The sequence below is a fragment of the Arthrobacter sp. P1_D4 genome (assembly GCF_056406115.1).
In genome coordinates, this window is the sequence record NZ_JBFUAU010000011.1 from 23179 (window position 1) to 42537 (window position 19359).

General features: G+C 68.1%; 14 protein-coding genes. 5 read left to right on the forward strand and 9 right to left on the reverse strand.

What is annotated here, in order from left to right; translation table 11 throughout:
* The first annotated feature begins 192 nt into the window (after window positions 1–192).
* Window positions 193–1524: a hypothetical protein gene (locus tag AC1D0A_RS12060; RefSeq protein ID WP_243180495.1), complete on the forward strand. Its 1332-nt coding sequence runs from the start codon at window positions 193–195 to the stop codon at window positions 1522–1524.
* A gap of 202 nt (window positions 1525–1726) precedes the next feature.
* Window positions 1727–4366, forward strand: a complete 2640-nt coding sequence (locus AC1D0A_RS12065; protein ID WP_476945915.1) for a trehalase-like domain-containing protein — start codon at window positions 1727–1729, stop codon at window positions 4364–4366.
* A gap of 30 nt (window positions 4367–4396) precedes the next feature.
* Here the strand turns inward: AC1D0A_RS12065 and AC1D0A_RS12070 are convergent, their stop codons facing one another.
* The 5 genes from AC1D0A_RS12070 to AC1D0A_RS12090 all read right to left on the reverse strand — a co-directional run bounded on the left by AC1D0A_RS12070 (window position 4397) and on the right by AC1D0A_RS12090 (window position 9350).
* A complete protein-coding gene (locus AC1D0A_RS12070; RefSeq protein WP_476945916.1) occupies window positions 4397–5551 on the reverse strand; it encodes a GmrSD restriction endonuclease domain-containing protein in 1155 nt (384 codons plus the stop codon).
* A gap of 91 nt (window positions 5552–5642) precedes the next feature.
* Window positions 5643–6773, reverse strand: a complete 1131-nt coding sequence (locus AC1D0A_RS12075) for an FAD-dependent oxidoreductase (RefSeq protein ID WP_476945917.1) — start codon at window positions 6771–6773, stop codon at window positions 5643–5645.
* Window positions 6774–6840: 67 nt separating this feature from the next.
* Window positions 6841–7767 carry an AEC family transporter gene (locus AC1D0A_RS12080; RefSeq protein ID WP_476945918.1) on the reverse strand — a complete coding sequence of 309 codons (927 nt, stop codon included), beginning with the start codon at window positions 7765–7767 and terminating at the stop codon, window positions 6841–6843.
* A gap of 106 nt (window positions 7768–7873) precedes the next feature.
* Window positions 7874–8302, reverse strand: a complete 429-nt coding sequence (gene panD, locus AC1D0A_RS12085; protein WP_028275366.1) for an aspartate 1-decarboxylase — start codon at window positions 8300–8302, stop codon at window positions 7874–7876.
* Between the two features lie 97 nt (window positions 8303–8399).
* Window positions 8400–9350 (reverse strand): LysR family transcriptional regulator, encoded by a 951-nt coding sequence (locus AC1D0A_RS12090; RefSeq protein WP_476873816.1) that lies wholly within the window; start codon window positions 9348–9350, stop codon window positions 8400–8402.
* 142 nt (window positions 9351–9492) lie between these two features.
* Here AC1D0A_RS12090 and AC1D0A_RS12095 point away from each other — a divergent pair, with 142 nt between their 5' ends.
* Window positions 9493–10956, forward strand: coding sequence for an amino acid permease (locus AC1D0A_RS12095; protein ID WP_028275368.1), 1464 nt, complete (start codon window positions 9493–9495; stop codon window positions 10954–10956).
* A gap of 322 nt (window positions 10957–11278) precedes the next feature.
* Entirely contained in the window at window positions 11279–14833 is a 3555-nt protein-coding gene (locus AC1D0A_RS12100) for a bifunctional proline dehydrogenase/L-glutamate gamma-semialdehyde dehydrogenase (protein ID WP_476945919.1), read from the forward strand.
* 132 nt (window positions 14834–14965) lie between these two features.
* Here AC1D0A_RS12100 and AC1D0A_RS12105 read toward each other — a convergent pair whose 3' ends face one another.
* On the reverse strand, window positions 14966–15361 hold the full coding sequence (locus AC1D0A_RS12105; RefSeq protein ID WP_243180521.1) for a hypothetical protein: 396 nt from the start codon (window positions 15359–15361) through the stop codon (window positions 14966–14968).
* A gap of 241 nt (window positions 15362–15602) precedes the next feature.
* A complete protein-coding gene (locus AC1D0A_RS12110; protein WP_243180531.1) occupies window positions 15603–16457 on the reverse strand; it encodes a LysR substrate-binding domain-containing protein in 855 nt (284 codons plus the stop codon).
* A gap of 139 nt (window positions 16458–16596) precedes the next feature.
* Between AC1D0A_RS12110 and AC1D0A_RS12115 the strand changes: the two genes are divergently transcribed.
* On the forward strand, window positions 16597–17994 hold the full coding sequence (locus AC1D0A_RS12115) for an MFS transporter (RefSeq protein WP_476945920.1): 1398 nt from the start codon (window positions 16597–16599) through the stop codon (window positions 17992–17994).
* A gap of 17 nt (window positions 17995–18011) precedes the next feature.
* On the opposite strand, the gene AC1D0A_RS12120 is transcribed toward AC1D0A_RS12115, so the two are convergent.
* Both AC1D0A_RS12120 and AC1D0A_RS12125 read right to left on the reverse strand, forming a co-directional pair.
* On the reverse strand, window positions 18012–19172 hold the full coding sequence (locus AC1D0A_RS12120; protein WP_476945921.1) for a N(5)-(carboxyethyl)ornithine synthase: 1161 nt from the start codon (window positions 19170–19172) through the stop codon (window positions 18012–18014).
* Window positions 19169–19318: a hypothetical protein gene (locus AC1D0A_RS12125; protein WP_018774018.1), complete on the reverse strand. Its 150-nt coding sequence runs from the start codon at window positions 19316–19318 to the stop codon at window positions 19169–19171. Before AC1D0A_RS12125 ends, AC1D0A_RS12120 begins: the two co-directional genes overlap by 4 nt.
* Between the last annotated feature and the right edge of the window lie 41 nt (window positions 19319–19359).

Sequence of the window (19359 nt, forward strand, 5' to 3'; positions counted from 1 at the left end):
TTAGCTATCATAATCGCACAATAAGGAACGTCAAGTAGCAAAAAAGAACATTTTGATGCGTGTGGCCGGACTTGTCCGTTGACTTAGGGCGGGGCCGCTCTTAGCGTTAAGCCCCTCAGGGTGCCGATGTGGTCCGCCGGCTGGCGGTGGCGCCCGGAACCGCGGATACATGGCGAAAACCCAGGTGCACCCATGAAGATCAAGTCCACAGCCGCCGCCACGCTGCTCGTCCTGCTGTTCCTGGGAGGATTGCTCGGCGGCCCGTCCGCGTCCGCGCCGGCGTCGTCCGAGGGCGCCACGTATTACGTGAGCGCCGACGGCAGTGACGCCAACGACGGGACGTCGCCGCAATCGGCCTGGGCGACGCTCGACAAGGTCAATGCCACTGCGCTGCGGCCCGGGGACTCGGTCAGCTTTCGCCGCGGAGACATCTTCTCCGGCGGCCTCGTGGTCGGCCAGAGCGGCACCAGCCGGCTCAAGGTCACGCTGAATGCCTACGGAAGCGGCGATCCGCCCGCCGTTACGGGCGGACTGGCAGGTACGTGCGTCAGGCTCGACGGCGACTACATCGCCGTTGACGGCCTGCGGGCGGAGTCGTGCGGCTATGCGGGCTTCAGCATCAACGGCGACCACGGCTCCGTGCGGAACTCCGCCGCCAGGAACAATGCTGCGGGCATCAAAGTGAGCGAGGGCTCCGACTTCGGCACCTACACCAACAACACGCTTGCCGACAACAACATCATGAACGTCAATACGCCGGGGGAGCTGTGCGGCACCGCCACGTCCCTGAAGTGCGATGACGACTCGGGCGCCTTTGGCTTCCTGATCAACGGCAGCGACAACGAGTTCGCCGGCAACACCGTCACCGGCTCCACCGCGGTGTCCTACGACTTTGGCCACGACGGCAGCGCGTTCGAAATCTTCAACGGCAACCGGAACAGGATCCACCACAACGTGGCCGTGGATAACAACGTCTTCTCCGAACTGGGGCGCGGGAAGGGCGGAACTGCCGACGGCAACACGTACAGCTACAACCTGGTCCGGTCCACCTGCGGCCCCAACTGCTCCCAGGCCATGGGGCTGATCGCGCGCGGCAGGACGTCCTCCTTCGGCCCAACCAACGGCACCACGTTCGAATACAACACCGTGTGGCTGGACGGCGCGGACTCCCAGGCTCTGGTCTGCCACGCGTCGTGCCCGGCCTCCACCGTCGTCAGGGGAAACATCCTGGTGGCCGCCCGCAATGCGCTGTGGATGGACGGCGCCGGCTGGACCGAGCGGGAAAACGTCCTCAACGGCCCCACGAACATCATTCCCGATGCCACCTCCACTACTGAACCGGCCGACTTTGTCAACGCACCCGCCGATCTCCACCTCTCCGGCGCGAGCCCGGCCATTGACCGGGCCGGGGTCAGCCCCTTCCCCTTGGATCTGGACGGGCGGCCGGCCAACCAGAAGGGCGACTGCCAGGGCGGCGGCGCGGCCGATGCCGGGACCTACGAATACAGGCCGGCCGGCTGCTGAAACGCAACGGCATGGCGGCGCAGCAAGGAACCAGCACCTGGTGCCATCGCTGGTCCCAAGGTGTCCGGGCGGCCCGGCGGATGTTACATAGTTGCAACTGCAGGGACACCCATGCGAAATCGTCCCGGGACGATACTTGAAGTGCGTCCTCCCGGGGACGCTTCGCATGCAGGCATTGGGGACTACTCGAAGGACCGCGCCGATGCCCACACCGCTCAACCAGGCCCTGGCCGACTCTGCGCTTCTCACCAAATCCCTCCCGCTGGGCCTGCTCCGCGCTTTCGTGCAGACCAACGCGGCCGACGACGGGCTCACGCCGCAACTGCTGGCTGAGCTCAAGATCCTGGCCCGCACTCCCGGGCTGCTCGTGGCCTGCAACTACGGCGGCACGCTGTGCGCGGCAGAAGGCATTTCCACCGAGACCCTGCCGCTGGGCAGCGCGGCGATCGCGCTGAGGGCGCTGGCAGCCCTCCCGAACACCCACGCGGCCGTCATCTCCGGGCGGTCGCTGCGGGATCTGGCCGCCGTCTCACGGCTCCCGGCGGAGGTGCACCTGGTCGGCTCGCACGGCGCGGAGTTCGACATGGGCTACGCCCACGGGCTGTCCCTCGCCACCGAATCAGTGCTGCAGCAGGCCAGCCAGGCACTCGCCGAAACCGTGGGCGCCTACCGGGGCATCAGCATTGAGCGCAAGCCGGTCGCAGTGTCGGTGCACACCCGCCCGGCCGCCCCCGACGTCGTCGCACTGGCCACCACGAAGGCGGAGGAGATCGCCCGGGAGCACGGGTTGCACTTCATTGTGGACGGCTCGGTGCTGGATCTCTCCGTGGTGGAACCGTCCAAGGCCTCCGCGTTGGAGCACCTGCGCTCCATGCTCGGCGTGAGCGCCGCCCTTTACGCCGGCGACGCCTTCAGCGATGAGCTGGCCATGGCGACGCTGCGCGGGCCGGACATGGCGCTGCGCGTGGGGGAGGGGCCCAGCGTGGCGGCCCACACGCTCCGGGACCCGGAGTCGTTCGCCCGCGTCCTGGCGATCCTGTTCGAACTGCGGCGGGCGTGGCTGTTCGGCGAGGACGCCGTGGGGCTTGAGCGGCACTCCATGATCGGCAACGGCTCGTCCACCGCCCTGATCACCCCGGACGCGAAGATCTGTTGGATGAGCCACCCGCTGCCGGACAGCGGGTCGCTGTTTGCCCATCTGCTCGGCGGCGATGCGGCGGGGCACTTCTCCGTGGAACCGGCGAAGTCCTCGCAGGTCCTGGGCCAGCGCTACGTGGACAGCACCATGATCGTTGAAACCCGCTGGGCCGACGTCACCGTGACGGACTACCTGGAGCCGGCCCCGGACGGCATCACCAGCCTGGTCCGGGTGCTGTCCGGCACCGGCACGGCGAGAATCGTCTTCGCTCCGCGGCCGGACTACGCGAATGCGCCGTTCAGCATGGAGGCGCGCGGAACGGAACTGCACGTCGTGGGAACCGCGGACCCCATCATACTTCGGGCGCCCGGAGTGGCCTTTTCCATCACCTCGGACGGCCGGCACGGCACCGCCACCGGCGAGGTCGACTTGCGGGACGGGCCGGTGGTCCTCAACCTGCGCTGCGGCGACACGGAACCGCAGCCCGCGGTGCCCGGGGACGAGACTGATGATGAGGCCCGACGCCGCGCCGCCGTCGCCCATCACTCCCGGCGCTGGGTCCACGAACTGCAGCTGCCCGGCGTGAAGCCGTCGCTGGTCCGCCGGTCCGCGCTGGTGCTCCGGGCGCTGGTCCACGAACCCACCGGCGCTGTGCTGGCCGCACCCACCACCTCACTGCCGGAGGGAATCGGCGGCACCCGCAACTGGGACTACCGGTACTGCTGGCTGCGGGACGGGTCCATGACCGTCAACGCGCTCGTGGACCTGGGCTCCACGGCCGAGGCTGAGGGCTTCCTGGCCTGGCTGGGCCGGATCCTGACCCACGCCCCGGGTCCGGAGTGGCTCCATCCGCTCTACTCCGTGACCGGGGCGCCGCTGTCCACCGAGGCCATCATCGAGAGCCTGCCCGGCTACGCGGGATCCCGCCCGGTGCGGATCGGGAACGCCGCCGACCACCAGGTGCAACTGGACGTGTTCGGCCCGATCGCCGAGCTGATCCACGCCCTCAGCGCCCGCCAGGGCATGCTCTCCGACGGGCACTGGGACCTGCTGGTCCAGATGGCCGCAGCCGTGCTGGCCCGCTGGCAGGAGGCCGACCATGGAATCTGGGAGGCCAGGCGGGCGCCGCGGCACCATGTCTACACGAAGGTGATGTGCTGGGTGGCGCTCGACCGGGCGCTGCGCACGGCCGTCCGGCATGGCCGGGAACCGCTGCCGGCCTGGGAGCCCACGGCGGCGAAGATCCGGGAGGAAGTCCTGCGCGAGGGCTGGGACGAGTCGGCGTCCTCCTACGCCGTGGCGTACGACAGTCCGGACCTGGACGCAGCCGTGCTGCACATCGGTCTGTCCGGCCTGCTGGACGTCAACGACCCCCGGTTCCTGGCCACCGTCACGGCGGTGGAGCGGGAACTGCGGGTGGGGCCCACGGTTTTCCGCTACAGGTACGACGACGGCCTGCCGGGCCTGGAGGGCGGGTTCCACATCTGCACCACCTGGCTGATCGAGGCCTATATCGCCGTCGGCCGGATCGAGGAGGCCTGGGACCTCTTTGACCAGCTGGTGAACCTGTTCGGTCCCACGGGGCTGCTGCCCGAGGAATACGACCCCGGCACGGAAACTCACCTGGGCAACCATCCCCAGGCGTATTCGCACCTGGGCTTCATCCGCTGCGCCCGGCTCCTGCATGAGCACCAGAAGAACTGACCACCCGGCCCGCGGACAGGCCGGCCGCCGTTACTCGCAGCCGACGCCGTCCCCGTCCCGGTCCAGCCTGCGGCTGTACCCGGGCTGGCCGACGCGGATGGGCGCCGCGCCGGCCGCACGGACCGCGGCGCAGTTCGCGTACGCCACCGCCGCCGGTGCTGGCACGGGGGCCGGTGCTGGCGCAGGAGCGGGTGCAGGCGCAGGAGCGCGCGCGGGTGCCGGCGCGGCTTGGGCTGGAGCGGCGGCCGGCTGGGTGGCGGGGGCCAGGGCGTCGGGGCAGTTCGACAGGACCCGGGCCATGGCGTCGTGCTCGGCTTGGGTCACCCAGAGCCCATAGCTGGATTTCACCGAAATCTGCCGGGCGACGTAGTTGCAGCGGTAGGACTTGTTCGGCGGCAGCCAGGTGGCGGCGTCGCCGTCGCTCTTGCTCTGGTTGGCCGGGCCGTCCACCGCCAGCAGGTTCAGGGGATCGTTGGCGAAGGCCAGCCGCCGTGCCGGGCTGAGCTGTTGCGCGCCCTTCTGCCAGGCGTCGCTGAGGGCCACGACGTGGTCGATCTGGACGGCTGTGCTGGTGGCATTGCCGCGCAGGAAGTGGATGGCGGCGGCCGTGTAGGGGTCGGCCAGGACGCCGGAGAGCACCACGCAGTCCCGAGTCCCGGGCCGGAACGCGACGGAAGTGAGGTCGCGGCGGAGCACGTCGTTGCGGGTATCGCAGCCGTTGTGATCAACGTCGGACCAGGCCGGGCCGAACTGGTCGCGGGAATAGCCCGTCTTGGGGGCGCGGCCCTTGACGGGCAGCGTGGCCAGTACCGCGAGGGCCTTGCCCGCCGAGGCCGGCTGCCGGGTCGCGGCGGCCGCAACATCGGCGCCGGCAACTTCGACACTGGGAACTTCGACGCCGGGAACTTCGACGCCACGGGTGGCGTCCGGATCCAGCGGAGCGCTGTCCGTGCCGGCTGACGCAGTGGCGGGGGCAGCGGTGACGACGGGGAGGACGCCGGGTCCGCCGGCCGGGGGAACAGCACCCGGGCCGGAGCACGCTGACGTCGCCACCAGCAGCAGGCCCGCCACCCCGCGCACGATCCAGTCGACCGCACCGATCCTCGGGCTGCGGGCACCCATTGCTTGGGCGCTGCTGGACTGGATGTCGCTGGACTGGATGCTGCCTGACCGCGTGCTGAGCAATTTTCCCCCACCTCATGCTGGCGCCCCGGGTTCCGCGGGCGCTTAAGACCGGCCCCAGCCTACCGGCCCACACAGCGTTGCTCCGACGGAGTCAGCGGACCCCGGGGCGGGAGGCCGAGAAGATGGCCGGCGCTCGGCGCTCGCCCGTCGCGAGGTCGGCCAGGATCCTGCCCACGACCGGCGTGAACTTGAAGCCGTGCCCGGAGAAGCCGGCGCCGATGACAACCGGCCCGATCCGGTCCAGGACAAAGTTTTCATCCACGGTGGTCGTGTAGGTGCAACTGATGTCGGTGAGGGAGTCGGCGTCGACCCCGGGCAGCCAGTCCCGGGCGTAGCGCTGCAGGGCCGCCCGCTGTTCGGGCTCCGCCGCGAAGCTCCGCCGGTCCGGGTCCACCACCGGGCCCACCCCGTGCCATCCGGCCTTGATCCCCTCGCCCGGTGTTTGCATGCCGTACACCGGCGAACGCCAGTACGCGTACGCGTCGCCGTGGCCGGGCATGTGGTTGAACCCCGGCCACTGGGCGCCCTCATCGGTGATGGCGAAGTGTGCGGGTTGTTCCTGGGTGACCGTCAGCCGGGGCAGGGGCGCCACCCCGGCGAGCAGTTTAGTGGTCCAGCCGCCGGCGGTGACCACTGCCTGCCTGGCGTCGAGGACCTCGGTGCGGCCGCCGGCCTCGAGTGTGAGCCGGACGCCGTCGTCGAGGACTTTCAACTCGAGGACCTTCACATGATGGCGGATCTCGGCGCCGAGTCCGGCGGCGAGCCGCTGCAGCGCCGGCAGTGCGACGTCGGGGTTCAACTGGCCGCCATCCGCCATGTGCAGCACGCGCGTATCGAAACGGATGCCCCGCCAGCGCTCGGCGGCTTCCCCGGCGGAGAGGAACTCCGCCCGGAGCCCGGCCGCAAGCAGAGCGTTCCGGACCTCGGGCAACCGCGGATCGGGGCCGTGGTTTACGACGCCGGTGCGCGCCAGCAGGCGCTCGCCGGCGTCCGTTTCGAGCTCGCGCCACAGCCTGGCCGCCTCTGCCAGCATGGCGACGTAGTCCGGATCCGCGTAGCCGGGATTGAAGTTCCGGGTTGTGCCGTGGGAGGCGCCGTTGCGGTGGCCGGGCCCGAACTGCTCGAGCAGGGTCACCTCCCGGCCGCGCCGGGCCAGCGCCCACGCGGCGGCCGAGCCCATCGCGCCGCCGCCGATGACCACGGTGTCCAGGGTTGTTTTCAAGGGTCCTCCTCCGGGTTTGGTGCCGGTCCGCCGATCCCGTTCAGCCGACCCCGGCTGCCCGGCGAGGTCAGGCCAGCAGCAGGGCCACGCCGATCATGGCGGGCACAGCTACCACCGTAGTGATCAGCACGGTGTCCCGGGCAACCGTTACGCCGGTGCGGTAACGGCTGGCCGCGACAAACACGTTTTGGGCGGTGGGCAGGGCGGCCGTGACGACGGCGGCAAAGAGCGCCTGTTCCTGCATGCCGAGGACAAAATGGGCAAAGAGGTAGGCCACCAGCGGGTGGACAACGAGCTTGAAGAAGCTCGCCAGCAGGGCGTCCAGCCGGCGTCCTGCGGCCGCCTGCAGCGGCTTGGAACCGTTCAGGCTCATGCCGAAGGCGATCAGCATGGCCGGGATCGCGGCCCCGCCAATCAAATGGATGGGCTCCAGGATCAGCGGCGGCACCGTCCAGCCGGTGGCGGCCACCAGGAGCCCGAGTCCGGTGCCCACGATCATCGGGTTGCGCAGGATCATGAGCACGAAACTCAAGGGCGTGGTGCGGTGCGAGCTGGTGGTGGCGTCCAACGCCATGAGGAACATGGGGGTGAAGAAAGCCAGCTGGAAGATGAGCAGAGGTGCCACATAGCTGGCATCGCCGAGCACGAAGACGGCGATGGGAATGCCGAGGTTGGCCGAGTTGGCCAGCGACGAGCTCATGGAGGAGATGAGGGCTTCCGGCAGGGACCGCTTGAGCGCGAAGCGCACGATGCCAAAGAACAGGACCGCTGTGGTCACCGCCCCGACTGCCGTCACGAGCAGCGGTGCGGCAAAGACGTCGTGGAGTTTCGCCTTGCTGAGGGTCTCGAACAGCAGGGCGGGGCTGGCCACAAAAAACGTCAGGGCGCTCAGGACGGGGCGGGCGTTCTCGCCCAGGATATTGCGCCGGCCCACGAACATGCCGACCAGGATGATGGCCCAGACGACGAAGAATCCCGCCAGTACCCCTAGCACGCGGCTCTCCGCAGCGGGGCGGGTGGGCGGCGGGTAAGAGTCACCCGTCCAGAGTAATCAGCTTTATTCCACGCGCCGTCCTATTACGCCCGACGGCGCGCTGCCGCTAGTTGAGCGCGGCGTTGTTCAGCGAGTGCGGCGGACGCATGAGCCCGGGTGTCATGCCCTCGGCGGGGTCGTTGCCGATCTGGACAATCTTGTTGTCCTGGTCAACGTGGACCACCTTGGGGTTGTACGCCTTGGCCTCTTCCGTGGTCATCTGGGCGTAGGTGATGAGGATGACGATGTCGTTCTCGTGCATCAGGTGGGCGGCGGCGCCGTTGATGCCGATCACGCCGGAACCGCGTTCGCCGGCAATCGTGTAGGTCTCGAGCCGGGCGCCGTTCGTGACGTCGACAATCGCCACGAGCTCCCCGGGCAGGATGTCGGCCGCCTCCAGCAGATCCAGGTCCACGGTGACGGATCCGACATAGTGAAGGTCCGCGTGCGTGACCGTCGCGCGGTGGATCTTGGATTTGAATATTGTGCGATTCATAACGACATCAGTCTAACGCGGGGCCACCGCCCGCGCTGTGGCCCACTGCACATGCCGGGGGCCGTTACGCGCCGTTCCACACCACACATGCCGGAAGTCACGCGGGCCGGTCCACGGGGGCCGGACCGAGGACGCCCGCGGCCGCCGCCGGCACGATGGATGCCGCCGTCACCGCCAGGATTTCCCGGGCCGCCAGCAGCGCGGGCCGCCTGGCGCTCGAGCGCCGCACCGAGGTGAACACCGTACGGTGCGGATCCCCGGGCAGGTCCAGGAGTTGCGCGCTGGTGCCGCGGCCGGTCCACACGAGGTCGGGCATCAGGGCCACTGCATTTCCGGATTCGATCAGCCGGATCTGGGCCTGCAGGTCGGCGGTCTCAAAGCGGACGTCGGGCTCAAACCCGGCGCTCCGGCAGGCCTGCTCGGCCCAGTGCCGGGAGGCCGCTCCGCGGGGTTCCATCACCCAGGCCAGCCCCGCGGTATCGGCCAGCGTCCTAATGGGGTCGCGGTCGGGCGAGGGCGGCGGAACGGCGAGTCGGATGGCGTCGCGGGTCAGGGCCACGCGGTCCAGTTCGGCGTAGTGCGGGGCGGCGTGGCCCGGGTACTGCTCGGCGATCACGAGGTCGAAGTCGCGTGCCCACGTCTCGTGAAGGGCCGTCTCCGGTTCCCGCTGGGTCATTTCGACCCTGACTTCCGGGTAGCTGGCGGTCATTCTGGTCAGGGTGTCCGGCATGAGCGCCAGCGCGGCAGACTGGAACACCGCAATCCGCACGGTGCCGGTGACCGTGGTCAGCGACGCGGCCAGGTCCGCCTCCGCCTGCTCGAGGGTCTCCAGTAGCTGGGAGGTGTGGGCCACCAGGACTTCGGCCTGCGGGGTCAGCTGCACCCGGCGCCCGGTCTTGCGGAGGAGCTCCACCCCGGCCTCCTTCTCAAGGAGGGCCAGTTGCTGCGAAACTGACGACGGGCTGTACTGAAGCGCTTCGGCCACTTCGGCCAAAGTGCCCCGGATCTTCAGTTCGCGCAACAGTCGCAAACGCCGGACGTCGAGCATCGCTATTCCTTTGTGAATCCTGACGGTTATTCATTAAGAGAATTCACTTTATCTAATGCAACCGGGCTTGCATACTGTTCTCACTCGATATGCCCCATCACAGGGTGGAGTGATGGGCACCGCACCTAAGCAGGAGGCCCTCATGGCTACACGGGATTTGTCACAGTCGATCATGCGGCGCAAGCCCATCGACGACATCGAGGAAGAAAACAAACACAGCGGTCTGCACAGGAGCCTGGGGCTCTGGCAGTTGACGGCCATCGGCGTCGGCGGCATTATCGGCGTCGGCATCTTCTCCCTGGCGGGCCTTGTGGCCCACGGCAGCGAGTCCGAGCCCGGAGTCGGGCCGGCCGTGCTCGTCTCCTTCCTGATCGCCGGCCTGGCATCCGCCGCCGCGGCGCTGTCCTACGCGGAGTTCGCAGGAATGATCCCGCGGGCAGGCTCGGCCTACACCTACGGCTACGTCGCCCTCGGCGAGATCATCGGCTGGTTCATCGGGTGGGACCTGCTGCTGGAGTACATCGCCATCGTCGCCGTGGTGGCCATCGGCATCTCGGGCTACTTCGACGCTTTCCTCTCCGGTATCGGCATCCATATGCCCGCCTGGATGACCGCGACGCCGGATGAAGGCACCGGCGGCATCATCAACCTTCCCGCGATCCTCGTCTGCCTGCTCGTGACCTGGATCCTCTCCCGCGGCACCAAGACCTTCGGCCGCTTCGAACTGATCGCCGTCGGCATCAAGGTGCTGCTGATCCTGTTCATCATCGGCTTGGGCATTTTCTACGTGAACACCAACAACTACAACCCGTTCTTCCCCAGCGGTTTCGGGCCCGTGGTGGCCGGCTCCGCTACGGTGTTCTTCGCGGTGTTCGGCTACGACGCCATGAGTACCGCGGCGGAGGAAGCCACCGACGGCAAGAAGCACATGCCCAAGGCGATCATCCTCTCGCTGGTCATCGCCATGCTGCTCTATGTTGCCGCCACCCTGGTGCTCACCGGCATGCAGAACTTCACGGAGATCGACCCCAAGGCCGGCTTCGCCTCCGCCTTCAACAGCGTTGGCCTTCCGGTGATCGCGACGATCATCTCCGTGTTCGCCGTCCTGTCCATCCTTACCGTGATGCTGACCTTCCTCCTCGGCGTCACCCGCGTCTGGTTCTCGATGAGCCGCGACGGCCTGCTGCCCGGCTGGTTCTCAAAGACGGACCGGCACGGCACGCCCCAGCGCGTGACCTGGATCGCCGGCGTCGGGGCCGCAATCCTGGCCGGCGTCCTCCCGATCAAGGCCGTCGCGGACCTGACCAACATCGGCATCCTGGCCGCGTTCGTCGTCGTCTGTGTGTCGGTGATCGTGTTCCGCTACAAGAAGCCGGACGCCCCGCGGACGTTCCGCCTGCCGCTGATGCCCCTGGTTCCGGCGTTCGGCGTGTTTGCCTCGCTCTTCCTGATGTTCCAGCTGCACTGGGAGACCTGGCTGCGGTTCGTCGTCTGGCTCATCGTCGGCCTGATCATCTACTTCACGTACGGCCGCAGGCACTCGCTGATGAACCCGGACAGCCCGCGGCACGAGGAGATCGTGGAGATGCACCGCCCCCTGACCTAACTACCCCGCCCCCACCCAACGCTCCCTCACTTCCCGCAGAAAATATTCGGACGCTCCCTCAGGTCCTGTGCAATATCGGCGAACCCTCTCTCACCTCTTGGGAGAGGGTTCGCCGGTTCGGTGCGGGCAGTGCGGGAGCGTCGCTTGAATAAGTGCCAGAAGTGCGGGAGGGTCGGGGCGGTTGCCGAACGTTCGGACGGGGACCGGAAGCATCGGTTCTTCTAACTGGTATTGCTCAGAAAACTTCGCTTTATCTTATGAAAATCCGGTCGCATACTGTTTCGTAAGAGGTCCACATTTTGAGAAAGAACGTGTTTCAGCCATGACCAACATCTCCACGGAGCCCGGCGCCACCACCGGAAACGCCGCAGGCAACGACGCCACGCACGCCGCCGTTTCGGAAGGCTCCACGGTCCTTGAGGCCGCAGCCCTCGCCGAGGACACCATCGCGCTGGTGCGCCACTGGCTCACCGAGGCCGCAAAGGTGCCCGTCGACGCCTCGGCCGAGCAGCTCGCCGGGGTCCTGAAGGACCCCAACGGCCTGGACTTCACGGTCGGGTTCGTCGACGGCGTCGTCCGTCCCGAAGACCTGCAGGTCGCCGCCCGCAACCTCGCCGCACTGGCCCCCAAGGTCCCGGCCTTCCTGCCCTGGTACATGCGCAGCGCGGTCCGCCTCGGCGGCACCATGGCCCCGGTCCTGCCCCAGGTGGTCATCCCCGTCGCCCGCCGGGTGCTGCGTGAAATGGTCGGCCACCTCATTGTCGACGCCACCGACGCCAAGCTCGGCCCGGCCATCGCCAAGATCCGCAAAGACGGCATCAAGCTCAACGTCAACCTCCTCGGCGAGGCCGTGCTCGGCGAACACGAGGCCACCCGCCGGCTCGAGGGCACGCACACCCTGCTGTCCCGGCCCGACGTCGACTACGTCTCGATCAAAGTCTCCTCCACGGTGGCCCCGCACTCCGCCTGGGCCTTCGACGAGGCCGTGGAGCATGTCGTGGAGAAGCTCACCCCGCTCTTCGCCCGTGCCGCCTCCTATGCGTCCACTGGCCAGAAGGCCAAGTTCATCAACCTGGACATGGAGGAATACAAGGACCTGGACATGACCATCGCGGTCTTCACCCGGATCCTGGACAAGCCCGAGTTCAAGAACCTGGAGGCCGGCATCGTGCTCCAGGCCTACCTCCCGGATGCCCTGTCCGCCATGATCCGCCTGCAGGACTGGGCCGCCGCCCGCCGCGCCGAAGGCGGCGCCGCCATCAAGGTCCGCGTCGTCAAGGGCGCCAACCTGCCGATGGAGCAGGTCGAGGCTTCCCTGCATGACTGGCCGCTCGCCACCTGGGGCACCAAGCAGGACTCGGACACCAACTACAAGCGGGTCATCAACTACTCGCTGCACCCGGACCGGATCCGCAACATCCGGATCGGCGTCGCCGGCCACAACCTCTTCGACATCGCCTTCGCCTGGCTCCTGGCCAAGCAGCGCGGCATCGCGGATAGCGCACAGCAGAGTATCGAATTCGAGATGCTGCTCGGCATGGCACAGGGCCAGGCCGAAGCCGTCAGACAAGATGTCGGCTCCCTCCTGCTCTACACGCCCGTGGTCCACCCTGCCGAGTTCGACGTCGCGATCGCCTACCTGATCCGCCGCCTCGAAGAGGGCGCCAGCCAGGACAACTTCATGTCCGCCGTGTTCGAACTCAGTGAAAACGAAACGTTGTTTGAGCGCGAGAAGCAGCGCTTCCTCGCCTCGCTCGCCAAGCTCGACGACGAGGTCCCGGGCCCGAACCGGCTGCAGAACCGTGCCCTTCCGGCCACGCCGCTGCCGCACGATTCGTTCGAGAACACTGCCGACACGGATCCGTCGCTGCCCGCGAACCGCGACTGGGGCCGCGCCATCCTGGGCCGCGTGACGACGTCGACACTGGGCAACGCCTCCGTCGAGGCCGCCACGATCAACGATGCCGCGACCCTGAATGCCGTGATCGGTACCGCCGTCGAGAAGGGCAAGGCCTGGGGTGCACTCTCCGGCGCCGAGCGCGCCGAAATCCTGCACCGCGCCGGCGACGTCCTCGAGGCCCGCCGCGCGGACCTTCTTGAGGTTATGGCCTCCGAGACCGGCAAGACGATCGACCAGGGCGATCCGGAGATCAGCGAGGCGGTCGACTTCGCGCACTACTACGCAGAGTCCGCCCGCAAGCTCGACGACGTCGACGGCGCCACCTTCGTCCCGGCCAGGCTCACCGTCGTGACGCCGCCGTGGAACTTCCCGGTCGCCATCCCGGCCGGCTCCACCCTTGCGGCCCTCGCCGCCGGCTCCGCCGTCGTGGTCAAGCCCGCCAAGCAGGCCCGCCGCAGCGGCGCCGTCATGATCGAGGCCCTCTGGGAGGCCGGCGTTCCGCGCGACGTGCTCACCATGGTCCAGTTGGGCGAGCGGGAACTCGGCCAGCAGCTCATTTCCCACCCGGCCGTGGACCGCGTCATCCTGACCGGCGGCTACGAGACCGCCGAGCTGTTCCGCTCGTTCCGCAAGGACCTGCCCCTGCTGGCCGAGACCAGCGGCAAGAACGCCATCATCGTCACCCCGAGCGCGGACCTGGACCTCGCGGCCAAGGACGTCGCGTACTCCGCGTTCGGCCACGCCGGCCAGAAGTGCTCCGCCGCCTCGCTGGTGATCCTCGTCGGTTCCGTGGCGAAGTCGAAGCGCTTCCACAACCAGCTGATCGACGCCGTCACCTCGCTCAAGGTCGGCTACCCCCAGGACCCGGCGAGCCAGATGGGCCCGATCATCGAGCCCGCCAACGGCAAGCTCCTGAACGCCCTCACCACCCTCGGCGAGGGCGAGACCTGGGCCGTCGAGCCGCGGAAGCTCGATGATTCGGGCAAGCTCTGGAGCCCCGGCGTGCGCTCTGGTGTCCGCCGCGGATCCTACTTCCACCTCACCGAGTTCTTCGGCCCGGTCCTGGGCGTTATGACTGCAGAGACCCTCGAGGAGGCTATCGCGATCCAGAACCAGATCGAATACGGCCTCACCGCGGGCCTGCACTCGCTGAACAGCGAGGAGCTGGGGATCTGGCTGGACACCATCCAGGCCGGCAACCTCTACGTCAACCGCGGCATCACCGGCGCGATTGTCCAGCGCCAGCCCTTCGGCGGCTGGAAGAAATCCGCCGTCGGCGCCGGCACCAAGGCCGGCGGCCCGAACTACCTCGTCGGCCTCGGCGAATGGGTCAGCAAGCCCAGCACCGCCGCCGGCACCCCGGGCGCTGCTCCCGCCCACGCCGGCGTCCGCCGGATCGAGGATGCCGCAAAGGGCTTCCTGACCGCCGACGAACTCGCGCCGCTGCAGCGCGCGCTCGCCTCCGACGCCCGCGCCTGGGCCGAAGAGTTCGGCACCGCGAGGGACGTCTCCGGCCTGAGTGCGGAACGCAACGTCTTCCGCTACCGTGCTCTGCCCGTCACTGTCCGCCTCGCGGAAGGCGAGCCGCTTGCCGGCCTCGTCCGGACCGTCGCCGCCGGCGTCCTGGCCGGGTCGGCCCTGACGGTCTCCACCGCCGTCGAACTGCCCGCCCAGCTGCGCGCCGTCCTGTCCGGGCTTGGCATCGCCGCGACTGTTGAGAACGACGCCGAATGGCTCGCTTCCGCCGGCACCCTCGCGGCGGCGGGCAAGCTTTCCGGCGCCCGGATCCGGCTGATTGGCGGGGACGCCAAGGCGCTGGCCGAGGCCACGGGCGGACGCCCGGACCTGGCGGTGTATGTCCACCCCGTCACGGAGGCCGGACGCGTGGAACTGCTGCCGTTCCTGCACGAGCAGGCCATCAGCATCACGGCGCACCGCTTTGGCACGCCCAACCACATCTCGGACGCCCTGATCTAGCCCGGGGCTGCTAAAACCCCGGCTCGGGCGTGCTGGAACCCTGAAACCCAAAAAACGCCGCCGCCGTGCAGGCACCATATGGTGCGGCACGGCGGCGGCGTTTAACGGCGAAGGCGCTAAGCGGAGTCGGGGCTAGCCGAAGTACCAGCCCGGCGGGACCCAGGAAGCGGGGACCGCGTGGGCGGAGAAATCGTCGCAGCCCGAGCAGAAGTAGGTGACCTCGCCGAGCTTGCTGACCGAGCCGTCCCTGCGGTGCGTGGCCGGGACGAAGGTCTCAAGGTAAATGAACTCGTCCGTGCCGCAGCGTTCGCAGTACGGGCTGGCCACATAATCGGACTCTGCGAGGGTAGTCGGGCGGATTCCCCGTTGGCCCGGGGTGGCCGCGTGCTGGACCGCGGCCGAGTGCTGCATTCCGGCGGTCGAGTGGTGCATGGCCGCTGCGGGGTGGGCCGGCGCGGTTACCTGACGGGAGGATTTTGTCGCGTGGGCGGCGGGGGCGGGCAATCGGGGGTGATTAATGGCTGGCATCAATGGCGGCCTATCCCGAACGCTCCGACGCCAGCCACAGGGCGTCAGCGACGGACAGCGTTCGTTATTCGAATCGTTGTCGTGGGCCACTGCTTGACCTCGAACGGTGAATCTTAAGTAGTGTCAGGATAGATGAAGTACGTGCACCGTTCAATGGTCAAGTAAGTACTGCCCGGGTCCGGGTAGTCCGCCCCGTAGGTACCGTGGCAGGATCAGCGCTGGCTGCGGGACCGCCCGCGCGTCAGGACGGTCGCTTCAGGGTCCGGCCCACGATCGCCTGCGTGAGGGCATCGATCACCTCGGTATTGGCCAGCGGATTGCGGATGAGCGTGAAATCGACGTCGCCCACCTGCGGCAGATCGAAGCGGCGGGTGATGATTTTCAGGTCCTCCGGCACCAGGGAGGAAGGCATCACCGCCACACCGATGCCGGCCCGGACGGCGGCCAGTACGCCGCTGATTTGGCGTGTGGTGCAGGTGATCCGCCAGGTGCGCCCGGTGGCCTCCAGGGCGTCGATCGCAAGCTTCCGGCTCAGGCTGGGGGAGGGGTAGGCGATCAGCGGGACAGGATCAGCCGGTTCCAGCACGGTCTGCTCCAGACCGACCCAGGCGAAGGCGTCCTGCTGGACCACGGTCCCGTCCTTGGCGCCGGCCACCCATTTCACAAAGACCAGATCCAGCTGCCCGGCATTCAGGCGCTTGTAGAGCTGGTCGCTCTGCCCCACCGTCAGCTCGAGGTTGATCTGGGGATAGATCTGCCGGAACTCCCGGAGGATGCGTGGCAGCCCGGTGATGGCGAGATCATCGGCCGTGCCGAAGCGCAGGCGGCCGCGCATGGCGGAGCCGGAGAAATAGCGGGCGGCGGAGTCGTGCGCGGCGAGGATGCTGCGGGCGAACCCGGCCATGGCATCGCCGTTGTCGGTCAGGCGTACATCCCGGGTATCCCGGGCAATCAGCACCCGCTTGGCGGCGGTCTCCAGCTTGCGGACGTGCTGGCTGACGGTGGGTTGGGCCAGGCCGAGGCGCTCGGCGGCCTTGGTGAAACTCAAGGTTTCGGCCACGGCCAGGAACGAGCGGAGCTGGGCGGGTTCGAACATGGCGGTCTCCGGATCGGTGCCGCATACCCTGCATTGCGTTTTGTAATGCGAGTTATGCGTGGAATAGGCTTCCATAATCTCTTGGGGCCAGCCTAGCGTTAAGTCCATCCCACTCACCCGCTCTTTTGAGGACTTTTCCGTGGCACCCCCCCCGCCGCTAGAGGCGAACGCAGCTTCCCTGCCGGACACCATCACCCAACCACTCGCCGTCGTCAACGAGCCTCTGCCTTGGCGCCACACTTTCATGTCGCTCAAGGTCCGCAACTTCCGCGTCTTCGCGATCGGGCACTTCGTCGCCGTCATCGCGCTCTGGATGCAGCGGATCGCCCAGGACTGGCTGGTGCTCCAGCTCTCCGGTTCCGTCACCGCCGTCGGCATCACCGTGGCCCTGCAGTTCCTGCCGTCCCTGTTCCTCGGCCCGTGGGCCGGCATGATGGCGGACCGCTTCGCGAAGCGGAAGATCCTCATGCTGTGCCAGTCGGTGGCCGCCGCGTTGGCCGCGGTCCTTGCCGTCCTGGCGCTCAGCCACCGGATTGAGGTGGGGCACGTCTACGCGATCGCGCTGGTTCTGGGCCTCGTGACCGTGCTGGACCAGCCGGCCCGCCAGGTGTTCGTCAACGAGCTCGTGGGCCCCGGCTATCTGCGAAACGCGATCAGCGTGAACTCCACGATTTTCCAGCTGGGCGGGCTGATCGGTCCTGCGATCGCCGGGATCCTGCTGACCGCCGTGGGGGCCGGCTGGGCCTTTGCCGCCAATGCGGTGGCGTGCTGCTTCACGGTGGCCATGCTCCTGAGCCTGCGCAAGGACCAGCTGCATGTCAGCACCCCGGCCGCCAAGCGCCCGGGCATGCTGCGGGAAGGGCTGGACTATGCGCTCAGCAAGCCCACCATCTACTGGCCCTGGCTGATGGCCGGGTTCATCGCGGTGTTCGCGATGAGTCTGCCGGTGCTGCTGGCCGCGTTCGCGGACCACGTGTACGACGCCGGTGCCGGCGGCTATGGGCTGCTCAACACGCTCGTGGCCCTCGGTGCCCTGGCCGGCGCGATCACCTCGGCCCGGCGGCGCGCCCTGCGGTTGCGCTCCGTGGTGCTGGGCGCCGGGATGTACGGGCTCATGCTGTGCCTGGCTTCCCTGGCGCCGTCCATGGCCTGGTTCGGCGTCGCCATGGTGCTGGCCGGATTCTGGTGCCTGATGTTCCTGACCGCCGCGAACCAGCTGGTCCAGGTCAGCGCGAACCTGGCCATCCGCGGGCGGGTCATGAGCCTGTACATCATGGTGCTGATCGGCGGCCAGGCGATCGGCGGCCCGATGATGGGCTGGCTGGCCGAGCACGCGGACCCGCACACCGCCGTCCTCGTCTCCGGCGGCGTCCCGGTGCTGGCTGCCGCGACCGTCGCCGTCGTCCTCGCCCGGCGCGGGCAGCTCATGCTCAAGGTGGACCTGAAGGACCGGCGCCGGCTGCTGCGGATCGTCCGGACCGATTTCCGCATCGAAAAAGGACAGCCGCTACGTGGATCCACGCAGCGGCCGTCCTAATTCGTCGCGGAAACCCCTTAGAGCGCCAAGGGGCGGTGCGGGAACTCGGCCTCCCGCTGCTGGAACTGCAGCACATCCGGGTTCAGGACTACGCCGTCGCGGATTTCGATCGCGCGGCGGATGGTCTCGTTTCCCGCCCAGGCCTCGGGGCCGGACACCACGGTCTCGAGGAACGGCAGCAGCGCCTCGCTGATTTCCCAGCTGGCGGAATTCCACAGATAGGACGGGCTGTGGTCCACGGCGTAGTAGTCGATGTGGTCACCCACTTTGAACATCGGCTCGGCGAAGGTGGTGGTTTTCGCCCAGCTGAAGCCCATGCCCTCGTCGCAGGAAACGTCCACGATCAGGCTGCCGGGCCGGAAGGCGGCCAGGTCCCCGGTGCGCAGGTAGGTCAGCGGCGCGTTGGGGTCCTGCAGCGTGCAGTTGACCACGATGTCGCTCGCGGCCAGGAACGGCGCCAGCGGCACGCGCCCGCGCTCGGTGATGACCTCGCTCAGGAACGGCGCCTCGCTGTCATGGTCGAACTGCGCGATGCGGACCGAGTGGATGGGAGAGCCAACGGCGGCAACACCGCGGTTGGTCAGCACCTGCACGTCGTGGACACCGTGGGCATTCAGCGCCGTCACGGCGCCGCGGGCGGTGGCCCCGAAGCCGATCACGACGGCGCTCAGCCGGCGGCCGTAGTCTCCGGTGGAACCGGTCAGCGCCAGGGCATGCAGCACGGAACAGTAGCCGGCGAGCTCGTTGTTCTTGTGGAAGACATGCAGGCCGAAGCCGCCGTCGCTGGCCCAGTGGTTCATGGCCTCGAAGGCGATCAGCGTGAGTTTCTTGTCGATCGCCAGCTGGGTGATGGCCCGGTCCTGGACGCAGTGCGGCCAGCCCCAAAGGACCTGCCCGTCCCGGAGTTCGGCCAGGTCCTCGGGCTGCGGCTTGGGCAGGAGGACGACGTCGGCTTCCGCCAGCAGTTGCTGTCGGGGCGCGATGCGCCCCACGAGGGGTGCGAGCTCGGCGTCGGACCGGCCGAAGCGCTCGCCGTAGCCTTCCTCGAGGATCAACCGGTCCCGGATCTCCGGCGCGATGCGGTCCAGGTGCAGGGGGTGGATCGGGAGGCGCCGCTCGTCCGGTTTGCGTGTGCCGGCGAGGATGCCGAGCGTGAGGTAATTCGGTGAAGGGGTCACTTCTTTTTGGGGCTCGCCGTCTTTGCGGCGGTCACTTTATCGAGGGAGCTGGCCGGCGCTGAAGCGGCCCTCTTGTCAGCGCGCTTTTCCTTAATGGATTTGCCGGATTTTTTGGATGCTGCTTGACGGGGGGATTTGTCAGCCATGATTGCTCCTGTAGCGGAACCGAAGAGGTTCCTGACTTCCG